Origin of the sequence: Fervidicola ferrireducens (assembly GCF_001562425.1) — a bacterium.
GTDB lineage: Bacteria > Bacillota > Thermosediminibacteria > Thermosediminibacterales > Thermosediminibacteraceae > Fervidicola > Fervidicola ferrireducens.
In genome coordinates this window covers 26831-39855 of sequence record NZ_LOED01000022.1, presented here as the reverse complement: position 1 = coordinate 39855, position 13025 = coordinate 26831, and the positions used below count along the sequence as shown (strand labels likewise).

Sequence of the window (13025 nt, the reverse complement as noted above, 5' to 3'; positions counted from 1 at the left end):
TTCGAACCATCTTTTCCAGTTTGCCTTTGTTTGGGGATAGGAGTTTTACCTTGAGGGTTACTGTCTGCATATAGTATCTCCTCCGGTTCGCTTAAATCATAACACAACCGGAGAAGAATAGCAAGCCGCCATTCATCCCCCGATTAAAATCGGGGGCATTCTGGCGGGATTTTTGTAAAGTCGGGTTGATCAGGCTTGTGCCTGTTTAACCCGTCTTCATTTTTTGACTATAACCCCTTTCATGTTGTCCCCGTCCAGGTAGACATCGAATTCTCCCTCATAAATCCAGACCGCCCTGTGGCCGGTGGCCTTTCTGGGGGCGTTACTGAACCAATCGAAATTGATGATGTTGGTCTTGATGTTGTCGAAAACGGGCATGTACAGAATGCCGTCCAGCTCTAAATCGGCGAAAAAGTGGGTGCCGTAGGAAAGCTCTGGCGTAAAATTCTTCCTTTGAATCCCCACCTCCACCAGAACTCCGCAGTTGCAGATTTCATTATAGTTTACGGGAACGCCCTGCATGGGGTTGCTGGAGCCCCACCGCCCCGGCCCCACCAGGATGTACCTTTCTCCTGCAAGGGCCTCGTTCACCCTGCCCACTTCCCTCGCGATGGCGTATTTATCCGGGCTTGCGTGAAATTCGTCGTGGTCTACGTAGACCAAAAATCTTACACCCTGCACCATACCGTTGGTCAACATACGGTCGCCGGCAAGTATAATCTCCTCTTTTTTTATCCCTTCCGGAATCCTTACCTTCCGGTATTCTTCCTTGCTCGACAGGGGTCTTACCTGAATCAGGGCAAACTTTGGGTCTTCCGGCTCGTACGCCCACTCCACATCGACCGCAATCCCCATTGCATCCTCGAGCACCGAAAAAAGAAATTTCATCAATTTGAAGAACCGCGGTTTGTACGAGGGGAACCTGTCAAAAGTGAAAATGAGTTTTTCCCCGGGTCCAAGGGAAGTTATCACAGGTGGAATATCCTTTATCACGTTTTCGTGTGCGGAAAAGAGCGAACAAAGTTTATTGAAATTCCTGTGATACGGTATCAGGTCAAGCCGCTCGTTGATATTGTAAGATTCCAAATTTCCCGTCTTCAAGTTGAGCATATCAAAGGTCTCCTGGGAGTACTTGGCAATCTCCTGGACGTTGTTTCCTTCCGGCCTCAGTTCCAGATTCGTAAGTGAAAAGGTCCTGGCGTATCCCCTGTTCGTGCTCCTCGTGCCCAGGCCGAAGACCATGCGAACGACTCCGTCTTCCTTTCGTATCCTCTCCGTAAAACGCCGGTAATTCTGGGAAAAACCGACGCCCGCTATTTCCGGGTAAAAACCATCGCCCCTTTGTTTTCCGAAAAGCTGCTGGATAATCACCGCCATCTTTTCTTCTGCAAGGCCGTGTTTTTTCCTGTACACCACTGCATTTATCCCGAACGTGCTGGCATAAACCTGTTTTATGGCATAAGTTATCTGATGCAGCCTCTGCTTTTCGTCTCCGTTGTTGGGTATGAACGTGGTGAAGTATTTACCTGCAAAAGAGTATTTCACGCTGTCCTCTAGCATGGAAGATGACCTTATCGCCAGCGGGTAGTCCATAACGCTTATCACGTTTTTCAAAAAATCATTTACATAATCAGGGAAATCTCCTCCCATAATGGCTGCTTGAATCCCCTCCAAATCGTCGGGTGTCTCCTCCAGTATCCTGTAAATTCTATTTTTTTCCATAAAATCCTCGTACACACTGGTTGCTACAAAATAGCTCGGAGGTATTACCACGTTAGTTAAAATTTCGTCCTCTTTTTTCTCAAGCAGTATCTTCGAAAAGAGAAATCCCTTAGCCTTACCGCCTATCGAGCCGCTGCCCAAGGTTTTTCTTTTAAATTCTTCTACATGAAGCGGATCGAAGGCTATATATCTTCTTAGCTTTTCATTTCCATTTTTTGTCATATCAAGCCACCTCCCGTAATTTTTTAAACGCGAATATTAATACGTTAACGGGGGTAAAATAAGATCGTAAGGGTTCGCAGCGGCCGAGCCAAGATCGCCGCAGGACTTTAAAAGGGTTCTGCGGCGGTCGGCCAAAGGTCGGTGCCGGGTGTTAAGCTCGGCACCGGCCGGCGGGCAGAATGTTATGCGTCTTGTAAGGCTTCAGGGTGGCCTCGTTGGGTCATCCTGAGGTCAGGAAGGATGCATAACATTCGAGCTAAGATCTTCATGGGTTCCGCAGGTCACAACCTTTTTTAAAAGGTTTGGCTGGGGGTTTTAAGCAGTCGAGAGATTGCTTAAGGCTTCTCAGGTACTCATGGAGGTCGAGCGAAGGTTATCAGGGGTTTTGTAATGGTCCCATGCAGCCGAAAGGTTGCAGCGGGCTATGTAGAGATTCCTGATAGCCGTAGCGTAGGTTGCTGCGAGCTCTTACTTTATTATATGGGGAACGAAGCAAGCCCCTTATACATTAAAAAGGTATAAAAACATGCCCACAAAAAATCCGCGAGAAAACTGTATATCACATAAACTTTAAAATCTATTCCGATGATGCCCGAGGCCCATATAGCCGGAGTGCGCGGAATGCCGATAAGCCGGCTCACGATTATGAAAGGACCTCCGTAGCGGATGTACCACTCTTTTACCTTTTCAAAGCCTTCTCGCCAGAGCTTTATTTTCCCCCCGTACCTGTCGAAAAAGGATTTCCCTTTGGTGCGGCCCGCATAATACGCGAGCACGTTCCCAAAAAGGTTCCCTAGAGCCATGATTATTACCGTTTTCCAGAAAGAAATTCTTCCGGTCTTTATGAGAAAGGCCGCAGCTATGAATACCACCTGTACGGGCAGCGGCATTCCCGTTCCTTCCAGGGCGAAAACAGCAAAAATCGCAATCCACCCGTATTCTAGCACTATATCGTATAGTTCTATTATAGCGAAGTTCATAAGGCCCCACCATAAAATTTTTATTTATCTCCATTTTTTTATTTTGTCTTTTTCAAAAAAAATTATAAAAAAAAGGGCTGTATAGCCCCTCATACGACCGAAGGTTCGAATATGAGCTCGCCCCTTTCAAACCTCCCGAGGTTTAGTTTATCGATGGGTATCCTGGTGGGAAGCCCCAGTATGCACTCCGCCATCAGCACACCGGTGATGGGACCGAACATGAAACCGTGGCCGGAAAAACCGGTGGCTACGTAAAGCCCTTCCACCTGCTCTACTCTGCCCAGAATGGGCTGAGCATCGGGAGATATTTCATAGAGGCCTGACCACTGCCGCACGATTCTCACATTTTTCAGGTACGGCAGGAATCTTACTGCTTTCCTGCACATCTCTTCCACAAAGTCCCACGATGACGTTACGCTGTAGGTTTCGTGTTCCGCGGGGCCGTGCCCCATTATGAATTCCCCGCCCGGCTCTTGCTGGCAGTATATGTTGCCGGCAAAGGACATTATCATGGGGCCCAGGCGGTGGTTCACGGGCTCTGTAACGAGGATCTGGTGGCGTTCTGGCCTCACAGGTATGTCTACGCCCGCCATAGCGCCCACTTTCTTTGACCAGGCGCCGGCGGCGATGAGCACCTTATCCGTGTATATATCTCCTTTATTGGTATTCACGCCTTTAATCCTTCCGTTTTCGACAATTATCCCGGTCGCTTCAGTATAGGTGTAAATCTCTACACCGAGCCTTTTCGCCGCTTCCGCATAAGCTATCATCGTGTGGAAGGGATTCGCGTGACCATCCTTTTGGTGGAAAGCACACGCTAAAATGCCTTCTATATTGAGGTCCGGCACTATCTCCTTTGCCTCTTCAGGGGTGAGAAGCACCGAATTTATGCCCAGGCTGTTTTGAAGGGCAACGTTTTTCTTGAACTGCTCCACCTCTTTTTCGGTAACGGCCATCAGCAGGTATCCGCCCTGTTTGAATTCGATATCTCCCTCGTAGTCCAGAATTTCGTTTAAGTTTTCGAAAATCTCGCAGGAAGCCTTAGCAAGAAGGCAGTTCATCTCCGTTCCCCACTGTTGCCTGACGCCAGCACCGCATCGTCCGGTAGAACCGCTCATCAGATAACCTTTTTCGAGCACCACCACGTCCTTCATGCCCATGGCCGCGAGGTTATAAGCCGTGGCAAGGCCTGATATCCCCCCGCCTATAATTACAATTTCAGCCGTTTTTTTCATTTTCGCTTCCCTCCAGTATCACCGACATCTTTATGTTTTTGGCAGGAGGCCGGAATGTTGTAACCTCGATTTCGGCGGGATTTTTATTCGTGGCCTTTGCAAGTTCCGCCAAAAGCAATGTTCTGCAGGTCCGGCCCTGGCACTGGCCCATACCGCAGCGGGTTATCCTTTTTATCTCTTCCATCGACGTATATCCCTTTTCTATAAGGGCCTCGATTTCCTCCAGCGTCACATCCTCGCAACGGCAGATAATCGTCTTGCTTTTCATTTTTTACCTCCCCCGACCCTTATATTCCTTACCACCATGGAAAGGTGTTTCGGAACCGTTACGGTAACGATTGGGGTCCTGTCTTCGTACTTCCCCTTCCGCACCTTAACGACCTTGCCCCTGCCCACAACCGCACCGCTTCTGTCCAGCAAATCCACCTCCTGGCCTTCTTCCGGAAGCGGGAGAAACTCAAAGGGCATAGACACCGTGGCTTCACTTTCCGAATAAGTCTCATCGACTACAAATATGGCAAGTCCCGGACACTTGCTTATACAAAGGCCGCACCCGGTGCATTTTTCAAAATCGATTTTGGGAAGGTCGTTTATATCTTCAAACTTTTCTATTGCTCCGACCCTGCAGGCGGTGTAGCACGGATTGCAAGGGATTTTCTGAAAACATTCGATAACCGCCACCGGCCCTTTTTTGAGCCTTTCGGCCGGAGGAATCCTGGGAGCTAGTTCCTCCGCCGTCGGTATTCCGTTCGTAGCGAGCATACTAATTCACACTCCTCATGAGGCTAATTTGGAAAGGCCTTTGCGGATTTTTTCCCCGACCGGCCCGGAACGCAGATTTTCAAGTTCTCTTTTGACTTCAGCCTTCTTATCCTCGCAGCTTCCATCGTCATATCCGAGGCTTTGAGCCGCAGAAAGGCCCGCCAGCCTTCCCTCCATCATGGCGCTCGAAGCCTCTTCCACTCCCGCCACATCGCCAGCCACGTAAATTCCGGGGACCGTGGTCTCCATGTTCTCGTTCCTCACGGGCACGTGCCCGCCGAGTTCCGGCACGTACTTCATCCTGCATCCGGCCTGCCACAAAAGTTCTGCCAGCGGCGACAGCCCTACCGCTATGCACATCACATCCACGTTAAACACTTTTTCCGTCCCCGGCACGGGCTGCCATTTTTCGTCCAGTTTCCATATAACGGCTCTTTCCAAGGCTCCGGTCATTTTGTTTGGATAGGCAGCCTTCACGGTATGAGAGGTGAGGATGGGTATTCCGAGCCTCGCCACTTTTGAAGCGTGCACCCAGTAACCCCCTATGGTGGGCGCGGCATCGATTATTGCCTTTACGTTGACACCCGCCTGCATCAGCTGGTAGCTCACGATGAGGCCTATGTTGCCGGCTCCGACCATTAGCACGTTTTTGCCCGGCAGCACCCCGTGTTCGTTCATCAAGGTCTGCACGGCCCCGGCTCCGTAAATTCCGGGAAGGTCGTTGTTTTCAAAAAGCAAAAACTTTTCCGAGGCGCCCGTTGCGACAACTATTCTTTCCGCCTTCATCTTCACCCATTTTTTCTCTTCCACCTCTATGCCTAGCACGCCGTCATCGGGATAATAGGCAACGACCGTCGAATCCAGCATTACTTCTATTTTCGGGTTTTCTTCGATCTTATCCGACAAAATCTTCGCAATATCTATTCCCCGCACCGAAGCGTACTGTCTTTCCGAGCCGAAAAACTTGTGTGTCTGCTTTACAAGCTGCCCTCCTAGTCTCGAATTTCTGTCTATCAGCGTGACGCTTGCGCCCATTTCCGCAGCCGCCAGCGCCGCCATGAGTCCCGCCGGTCCTCCACCTATAACCGCTATCTCCGTGTGCTTCAATTGAGCTCACCCCTGCCTTCCTGTGTTTCTATTACCATGCCCTCGCGGAGCTTCTCAGTGCATACCCTCACGTTCGGCTCGCCGTTCACGGTCATGAGGCAGGATGAGCAGTTTCCTATGGCGCAGTAAAATCCCCTGGGTCTTTTTAGTTTTTTGCTGTAACTTAAAACCTTCACACCGTTGGCGTGCAACGCCGCCGCGATGGGCTCTCCTTCGTACCCCTTCATCTTTTTGCCGTTAAAGGTGAATTCCACTTCCCTTCCCCGCTTGAAGGTCAGAATAGGGTGTTCTTCGATTCGCATATCCTTTCACCCCTCATTTTTAAAATGTTTTTCTTTTAATATGTAACGCCTCAATTCCCTAAGGTGTACTTTCATCTTTTCAACGGCTTCATCCTCGTTGCGTTCAGAGATGGCTTTAACTATGTCGCTATGCTGCCTGCAGAGCTCCAACCAGTCGTCAAAATCCAGTATAGTCTTCTCCCGCAGGTCCTTGCTCACCGTCAAAAGGTAGGCCACCACCTCCTTTAGAACGAAATTATGCGATGCTTCGGCCAGTGCCAGATGAAAGGCCATGTCCCTGTCTTTTTCGCGGTATTCCTGCAAACTTGTGCCGGTTCCGTGGAATTCTCTGTCCAGATCCACCAATTTTTCGATATCCTCCTCGGTCGCACGTCTCGCGGCAAGGCTTACCACCCTTATTTCGATAATTTCCCTGGCTTCGATGACATCGAGAAGCGCATCTCTTTCCAGGTCCATCGAGGTAAAGTTCATGAGCGAAGAGCCGGATATTTTCCTGAGATATCTTCCCCCGCCGGGGCGGCTTTCCACGATGCCTCTTGACTCCAGCACCCTGAAAGCTTCCCTTAAAATCGACCTGCTCACCCCGAGCTGTTCGATGAGCTGCCTTTCGGACGGGAATTTGTCGCCGGGCTTCAATTCCCCCTTGTCAATCATGCCCATGACTTGCTGGATTATCGTTTCGTACAGCCTCACGTTTTTCACTCTTTGGAAATTCATGCTATCCTCCTGACTATTTAGCTTACTTGGTCATCCAGTTATATTTATAAATATTCTGTACTCATTTAAAAAATCCTTCGAATTAAATACACATTTTTAAATTTACATTATTAGTTCACTATTTAACAAATTGCATAATGCGCGCCGTTATGCTAAGATTACTTTTTAGAAAGGAGACTTGCTATGAAAAACGGAGAATTAATTACACTCGGCATAGAGACTTCCTGCGACGAAACGTCGGCCGCAGTAGTCGCGGGCGGCAGAAAAATACTTTCGAACGTTATACTTTCCCAGACCGAATGGCACGAAAAATTCGGTGGAGTAGTGCCCGAAATCGCATCGCGAAAACACCTGGAATCTATATGCGCCGTTGTGGAAAAGGCCTTTCAAGAAGCCAACGTCGATTTTAATGAAATAGACCTGGTGGCCGTCACCCACGGCCCCGGACTAATAGGCGCCCTGCTTGTCGGCGTCTCCTACGCAAAAGCCGTCGCCTATGCAACAAAAAAGCCCCTCATCGGCGTAAACCACATAGAGGGGCACATATACGCTAATTTCCTTGAAAACGATTTTGAGCCTCCCTTTATTTGCCTCGTGGTTTCTGGAGGACACACCCATCTTATACACATGGAGGACCATGGAAAATACACCGTGCTGGGCAGGACACTGGACGACGCCGCCGGTGAGGCTTTCGACAAAATAGCAAGGGCCTTGAACCTGGGTTATCCAGGAGGCCCGGCCATCGACAAAATCGCGCGAATGGGCGACGAAAATGCTATCTCTTTTCCGGTCGCCCAGATAAAGGGGAGTGACCTGGACTTCAGCTTCAGCGGCCTCAAATCCGCCGTGCTTAATTTTCTCAACCACTGCAGGCAAAAAGGAACTCCCGTGAAAGTAGAGGACGTGGCGGCCAGTTTTCAGAAAGCTGTGGTCACTGCTCTTGTAGAAAACACAATCGAAGCGGCGAAGAAAACCAATTGCCGGGTTATAGCTCTAGCGGGAGGCGTCGCTGCAAACAGCCGCCTCAGGGAAGAATTTCAAAAAAGGGCGGGAGATAGTTTTGAAGTCCGCTTCCCACCGGTAAAGCTTTGCACCGACAACGCCGCCATGATAGCATGCGCGGGCTACTACAGGTACAGGCAGGGATTTTTGTCGGACTTCAGCCTCGAAGCTTATGCAAACCTGAAACTTTTTTAATACTTGTGGAAAATGAAATTGGGGAAATTGTGGATAAGTGACGTACAAAGGATGGTTTTTAAGTTTTTTCTGTGGATAACTTTGTGGATATGTGGATAATACTTACTTTTCATTCAAATTTGTCCACATTATGACAGCATCTTCCCTGTTGTCGGTATAATATCCTCGCCTTATCCCTATGGGCTCAAATCCCAATTTCGTATAAAGGTTCTGGGCAATGTAGTTGCTCTTTCGCACTTCGAGAGTCATCATTTTAGCTCCGCTTTCCTTAGCTAAGGTCATGAGGGAGCGCATAAGAAGCTCCCCTATACCTTTTTTCCTGAATTCGGGGTGGACCGCCACATTGGTCACGTGAGCTTCCCCAACAATGAGCCACATGCCGGCATAGCCAACCACCTTGCCGTCGACCTTGGCCACTATGTACGTGGCCAACTCGTTAGTCGTAAGCTCAAGGAAAAAAGAATTTTTGGACCAAGGATTGGTAAAGCTCAACTTTTCTACTTCCATCACCTGGTCCAAATCTTCCGTTTTCATCAGTTCAATGGTCACTTTTCCCGGGCTTGCCTTTTCCATACCTTTCCTCCCACTTTTCCTCTGCATGGGATTTTCTCATATAAAAAGGCCTGATGTTAAAACAGTTAAAGGTTCTTCCCTCCTTTAAATCCTTCAGCCCTGCCTCCGCCACCGAAGATGCTCTGGGCATGGCAAAAGGCCTTTTTGCCACGACTATTTTCCCCGAAGATTTCACTTCTTCCGGCAAAGCCGACTCCACCAGGACCGCCCCATCACCCAGCAGCACCGCGTTTCCGTTTAAGTCAGTCAGGCGCTTTGCGAGCTTCTCTACCTTTATGACCTCATAGTCCCAAAAGCGCATCAATTCTGCGCCTTCCCACCGGTAAAGGCAAGCATAGACTTCGCCCCTCTGGGCATCAACGGCAGCGCATAAAAAATCACCGCAGTGCATCAAATTGTGTGCCAGGGCATCCAGTGTATTGACTCCAACAATGGGTATGCCGTGAACGTGAGAAAGCCCCTGAGCACAAGCCATTCCAATCCTTATTCCAGTAAAGGACCCCGGCCCTACAGCCACCGCTATGGCATCCAATTCTTCAAGTTTGGTGTCCGAATCGGAAAGAAGCCGGTCAATCATTGAGACGAGCTTTTCAAGATGGGTGTGACGGTGGTTCAAAATGTACTCCGCCACCAGTTTTTCTTCCGCAAGCAGGGCTGCGGTAGCCACCTCGGAAGATGTATCTATACCAAGAACCTTCATGACTTCTTCAACTCCTGCAAAATTTTTTCGTATTTTTTCCCCTTTGCTGTGAAAGTTATCCTTCTTTCCTGCTCTCCAATTGTTTCGAATTCCACCAAAAGGACCTCGTCAGGAAGCAAATCGATAACCCTATCCGCCCACTCAATCACCACGACGTATTCTTTAAGGTAGTCCCTGAATCCTATGTCTTCCAATTCCACAGCATCACTCAACCTGTAAGCATCCATGTGGGCAATGGGCACATCTCCATCATACTCGTTTATTATGGTAAAGGTCGGGCTTGTCACAAAATCCTCGCTCCCGAGCCCTCTGGCGATTCCTCTGGTGAAAGCCGTTTTACCGGCACCCAAATCCCCTTTTAGGGCCACCAAATCCCCTTTTGAAAGGAGACTGCCGAGCTTTTCTCCCAGCCCTTCCGTTTCTCCAACGCTTCTGGTCTCAAAAACGGCCTTGAACTCCATAACTTTTCCCCATTCTCTGAATTAGATTTACATATACATTATACCGCAATTTCCCACATGCAAAAACTTAAAAAATAAAGCACCAACCATTATCCCGGTTGGTGCTGCACATCTCATCAGGTTACATGTGCAAAAGGGGCGAAATCTTTTTATATATAAGTAGCGTTATAGCCATTATTATTGCCCCTTTTAAGATGTTAAAAGGAACTATGCTGTATACCACAAGGGTTTTCAAATCGACTATTCTCCCGTTGACGCTCGAACCCATGCTCACTATGGCATCCAGGGGCATATTGAAAACCTTTGCATAAAGCGGAAGGAAAATGTAGTAGTTGGCCAAGGCCATTCCAACAGCCATTATAAGGGTTCCAAGTACCATTCCCATTATCGCATTGGCCTTTGTTTTTCTGGCAGCGTATACCACAGCCGCCGGTACCACAAATAGAACTCCGGTCAAGAAATTGGCTATTTCCCCCACAAACGCGGTCTGATTTTTAAAAATGGCGTGCAAAATGTTTTTGATTATCTCCACCAATACCGCCGCCCACGGCCCCATCCCAAAACCTGCAAGCAGGGCGGGCAGGTCGCTCAAGTCCATCTTTAAAAAGGCGGGGAACATCGGAAGCGGAAACTCAAGATAAGTCATCAGCAAAAAAGCCATTACTCCCAAAACCGCAACTTTTGTAAGATTCCTGGTCTCGCGCAAAGATTCCGCTTTTGAATTGTTTAACACGTTCACTGTCTGAACACCTCCGCATATCGTATATAAAATCTAAGCCCCGGGATAAACCCCGGGGCAACAATATCGCACGGTATGTTCTCGCCTTCTCCCATCCGGACTTTAACCGTCGGCCCCGGATTTTCACCGGGTCAACCCTCTACAAGGGCTCGCGGGCTCGCCTTTTAGGCTCACCGCCGGTCGGGAATTTCACCCTGCCCCGAAGGCTTATCCTTGGAACTTATTAATTTTTTCATAGTCTAGTATACCATATAACCTTTTCTTGTCAAGGATGCTTTATTCCTTTTTATAAACCACCTTGCCCTCGATCATTACAAGCTCCGGTTTCGACATGATCTCTAAGGGGAAGCCGTCCCATATTACTATATCGGCGTCCTTGCCTTCCTCGATACTGCCTACCCTGTCTGCGATGCCAATAATCTCGGCGGCGTTTATGGTAATGGCCGAAAGGGCGTCTTCCGGTTTCATTCCTTCTTTTACCGCAAGGGCAGCGCATACATTTAGATACTGGATGGGAACAACCGGATGGTCCGTCATTATCGCCACTTTGACTCCTCTGCTTGCCAGGATGCCCGCGGTCTTAAAACTCAGATCCTTAAGCTCCACTTTGGAGCGGGACGTCAAAGAAGGTCCCACCACCGCCGCCACGCCGAGTTCCGCCAGCTCATCGGCTATGAGATGCCCCTCGGTGCAGTGCTCAATCACAATCTCAACGTCGAATTCCCGCGCTATCCTTACGGCGGTCATTATGTCGTCCGCCCTATGGGCGTGGGCTCTCAGTGGAATCTTTTTCTCTAAAAGCTCGCAGAGCACTTCCATTTTAAGGTCTTTTTCGAAAAACTCTCCTTTTTCCAGGGATTTTTTCCGTTTTTCCAGATAATTTTTCGCTTTTGTTAATGTCTCCCGCAGGAGGGCCGCCGTTCCCATTCGGGTGGAGGGCATCTTCTTTTGCTGACCGTAAACTCGCTTGGGATTTTCTCCGAAAGCCACTTTGAGCCCCGCCGGAGCTTTTACGACCATTTTATCTATGACTCGACCAAAGGTCTTGACGGCAATGGATTGGCCTCCTATCACGTTGGCACTGCCGGGCCCGGTAAAAACGCAGGTAACTCCACCCTTTATCGCATCGTCAAAAGCCTTATCTCCCGGATTTACGGCATCAAGGGCCCTCAGGTGGGGCGTTACGGGGTCAGTCATCTCGTTGCCGTCCTCTCCTATTTCCCCCACACCTTCTTCGAAAATACCCACATGGCTGTGGGCGTCAATGAAGCCTGGAAAAACATATTTCCCTGAGGCGTCCATCACTTCGCAGCCTTCCGGGACCGGTATGTCTTTACCTACTTTGACAATCTTGCCATCCTCAATTAACACCGTTCCTCCTTCTATTATTTCACCTTTCATGGTGTAGACCGTACCGCCTTTTACGGCTATCACGAATATCCCTCCTCTTTTTCAACGAATGCCAGAATTTACGGCCAAAGCCGCCCTAAAAACTTTATAAGCTTCCAAATAATCTTTTGCGGTATAAACAACGGTCCTCGCGTCTTTTTTCATCATTCCTGGAATGAGCAAAGCCATGTCGGCCATTATGGACCGCCCAAATGAGACCTCTAGTTCCACCGGACCTTCTTCCACGGTGGGTTTGAAACGCGAAAGGTCTTCGATGGCTTTTTTTACCCCTTCCCGGATTTTCTCCCGTACAACGTCGAAGGGGAAGACTTTAGCGGAATATCTGGTAACCGCCTCCTTCACCACAACGCCTACGGGGTCGTTGAGCTCTTCCTTCGCACACCTTACGGCATTCTGCTCTCCCGTTATCAGCGTCACGGGCACCCCGAAATAGCCCGCCAGCCTCCCCTTCAAACCCGCTTCGCTCATAAATTTGCCGTTGATTTTGGCATATATCACGCTTCCTGTGTATGTATGGTCCATGATGGCTTCGGAACAGCCGGCCCTGGCATGGTACCCGACAAAGAACACCGCATCGAACGTTTCGTCAATTCCCTGCATCATGCTGAGGGGCTTCGGACTGCCGCTTATAAGACAAGCCTTAGGATGAAGTTCCTCCACCAAAATGTTGTCCATTTTGTTGTGGGAGTCATTTACTACTATTTCTGAAGCCCCGTATTCATAAGCAGCCTCTACCACTGCATTTACTTCCCTGGTCATGAGCCGGCGAAACCTTTCGTATTCCCCGGAGCCCGGCTCGACGTGGCTGGAAGATACAACTCCAGAAATCCCTTCCATGTCGGCGGATATGTAGATTTTCAGAAAAACCCCTCCTCATTTTCAATTTTTATTGACTTAT

The 13025-nt window shown here is 49.1% G+C and carries 15 protein-coding genes and 1 riboswitch; of the genes, 1 reads left to right on the top strand and 14 read right to left on the bottom strand.

The window, feature by feature from the left end; genetic code table 11:
* Positions 1-216 precede the first annotated feature (216 nt).
* From AN618_RS08595 to AN618_RS08560, 8 genes are all read right to left on the bottom strand, one after another.
* A complete protein-coding gene (locus AN618_RS08595) occupies positions 217-1944 on the bottom strand; it encodes a PEP/pyruvate-binding domain-containing protein (protein ID WP_066353919.1) in 1728 nt (575 codons plus the stop codon).
* Positions 1945-2420: 476 nt separating this feature from the next.
* A complete protein-coding gene (locus tag AN618_RS08590) occupies positions 2421-2924 on the bottom strand; it encodes a DedA family protein (RefSeq protein ID WP_066353918.1) in 504 nt (167 codons plus the stop codon).
* 89 nt (positions 2925-3013) lie between these two features.
* The gene (locus AN618_RS08585) at positions 3014-4159 is read right to left on the bottom strand and encodes an NAD(P)/FAD-dependent oxidoreductase (protein ID WP_066353917.1); all 1146 of its coding nucleotides are present in this window, start codon (positions 4157-4159) and stop codon (positions 3014-3016) included.
* Positions 4143-4427 (bottom strand): (2Fe-2S)-binding protein, encoded by a 285-nt coding sequence (locus AN618_RS08580; RefSeq protein WP_066353916.1) that lies wholly within the window; start codon positions 4425-4427, stop codon positions 4143-4145. Before AN618_RS08580 ends, AN618_RS08585 begins: the two co-directional genes overlap by 17 nt.
* Complete coding sequence (locus AN618_RS08575) at positions 4424-4921, bottom strand: 4Fe-4S binding protein (RefSeq protein ID WP_066353912.1); 498 nt, start codon at positions 4919-4921, stop codon at positions 4424-4426. Before AN618_RS08575 ends, AN618_RS08580 begins: the two co-directional genes overlap by 4 nt.
* A gap of 15 nt (positions 4922-4936) precedes the next feature.
* Positions 4937-6028, bottom strand: coding sequence for an NAD(P)/FAD-dependent oxidoreductase (locus AN618_RS08570; protein ID WP_066353911.1), 1092 nt, complete (start codon positions 6026-6028; stop codon positions 4937-4939).
* On the bottom strand, positions 6025-6330 hold the full coding sequence (locus AN618_RS08565; RefSeq protein ID WP_066353910.1) for a (2Fe-2S)-binding protein: 306 nt from the start codon (positions 6328-6330) through the stop codon (positions 6025-6027). Before AN618_RS08565 ends, AN618_RS08570 begins: the two co-directional genes overlap by 4 nt.
* A 6-nt stretch (positions 6331-6336) precedes the next feature.
* Positions 6337-7047 (bottom strand): FadR/GntR family transcriptional regulator, encoded by a 711-nt coding sequence (locus AN618_RS08560; protein WP_066353909.1) that lies wholly within the window; start codon positions 7045-7047, stop codon positions 6337-6339.
* A gap of 183 nt (positions 7048-7230) precedes the next feature.
* Between AN618_RS08560 and tsaD the strand changes: the two genes are divergently transcribed.
* On the top strand, positions 7231-8244 hold the full coding sequence (gene tsaD / locus AN618_RS08555) for a tRNA (adenosine(37)-N6)-threonylcarbamoyltransferase complex transferase subunit TsaD (RefSeq protein ID WP_066353908.1): 1014 nt from the start codon (positions 7231-7233) through the stop codon (positions 8242-8244).
* A gap of 102 nt (positions 8245-8346) precedes the next feature.
* On the opposite strand, the gene rimI is transcribed toward tsaD, so the two are convergent.
* The 6 genes from rimI to AN618_RS08525 all read right to left on the bottom strand — a co-directional run bounded on the left by rimI (position 8347) and on the right by AN618_RS08525 (position 12976).
* Positions 8347-8817: a ribosomal protein S18-alanine N-acetyltransferase gene (gene rimI, locus AN618_RS08550; protein WP_066353906.1), complete on the bottom strand. Its 471-nt coding sequence runs from the start codon at positions 8815-8817 to the stop codon at positions 8347-8349.
* Complete coding sequence (gene tsaB / locus AN618_RS08545; RefSeq protein ID WP_066353905.1) at positions 8783-9517, bottom strand: tRNA (adenosine(37)-N6)-threonylcarbamoyltransferase complex dimerization subunit type 1 TsaB; 735 nt, start codon at positions 9515-9517, stop codon at positions 8783-8785. The genes rimI and tsaB overlap by 35 nt, the downstream gene beginning before the upstream one ends.
* Positions 9514-9978: a tRNA (adenosine(37)-N6)-threonylcarbamoyltransferase complex ATPase subunit type 1 TsaE gene (gene tsaE, locus AN618_RS08540; protein WP_066353903.1), complete on the bottom strand. Its 465-nt coding sequence runs from the start codon at positions 9976-9978 to the stop codon at positions 9514-9516. Before tsaE ends, tsaB begins: the two co-directional genes overlap by 4 nt.
* Before the next feature lie 121 nt (positions 9979-10099).
* Positions 10100-10717, bottom strand: coding sequence for an ECF transporter S component (locus AN618_RS08535; protein ID WP_157081683.1), 618 nt, complete (start codon positions 10715-10717; stop codon positions 10100-10102).
* Positions 10718-10796: 79 nt separating this feature from the next.
* Positions 10797-10928, bottom strand: a riboswitch (FMN riboswitch).
* 65 nt (positions 10929-10993) lie between these two features.
* A complete protein-coding gene (locus AN618_RS08530) occupies positions 10994-12151 on the bottom strand; it encodes an amidohydrolase (protein WP_066353902.1) in 1158 nt (385 codons plus the stop codon).
* Positions 12152-12169: 18 nt separating this feature from the next.
* Positions 12170-12976, bottom strand: coding sequence for a M55 family metallopeptidase (locus AN618_RS08525; RefSeq protein WP_281176828.1), 807 nt, complete (start codon positions 12974-12976; stop codon positions 12170-12172).
* Positions 12977-13025: the final 49 nt, after the last annotated feature.

What these genes read in the sequence shown, in the direction of transcription:
- tsaE (WP_066353903.1), bottom strand. Translation starts at nt 9,978, where the DNA reads ATGGAGTTCAAGGCCGTTTTTGAGACCAGAAGCGTTGGAGAAACGGAA.
- AN618_RS08565 (WP_066353910.1), bottom strand. Translation starts at nt 6,330, where the DNA reads ATGCGAATCGAAGAACACCCTATTCTGACCTTCAAGCGGGGAAGGGAA.
- AN618_RS08575 (WP_066353912.1), bottom strand. Translation starts at nt 4,921, where the DNA reads ATGCTCGCTACGAACGGAATACCGACGGCGGAGGAACTAGCTCCCAGG.
- AN618_RS08580 (WP_066353916.1), bottom strand. Translation starts at nt 4,427, where the DNA reads ATGAAAAGCAAGACGATTATCTGCCGTTGCGAGGATGTGACGCTGGAG.
- AN618_RS08560 (WP_066353909.1), bottom strand. Translation starts at nt 7,047, where the DNA reads ATGAATTTCCAAAGAGTGAAAAACGTGAGGCTGTACGAAACGATAATC.
- tsaB (WP_066353905.1), bottom strand. Translation starts at nt 9,517, where the DNA reads ATGAAGGTTCTTGGTATAGATACATCTTCCGAGGTGGCTACCGCAGCC.
- AN618_RS08590 (WP_066353918.1), bottom strand. Translation starts at nt 2,924, where the DNA reads ATGAACTTCGCTATAATAGAACTATACGATATAGTGCTAGAATACGGG.
- AN618_RS08595 (WP_066353919.1), bottom strand. Translation starts at nt 1,944, where the DNA reads ATGACAAAAAATGGAAATGAAAAGCTAAGAAGATATATAGCCTTCGAT.
- AN618_RS08585 (WP_066353917.1), bottom strand. Translation starts at nt 4,159, where the DNA reads ATGAAAAAAACGGCTGAAATTGTAATTATAGGCGGGGGGATATCAGGC.
- tsaD (WP_066353908.1), top strand. Translation starts at nt 7,231, where the DNA reads ATGAAAAACGGAGAATTAATTACACTCGGCATAGAGACTTCCTGCGAC.
- rimI (WP_066353906.1), bottom strand. Translation starts at nt 8,817, where the DNA reads ATGGAAAAGGCAAGCCCGGGAAAAGTGACCATTGAACTGATGAAAACG.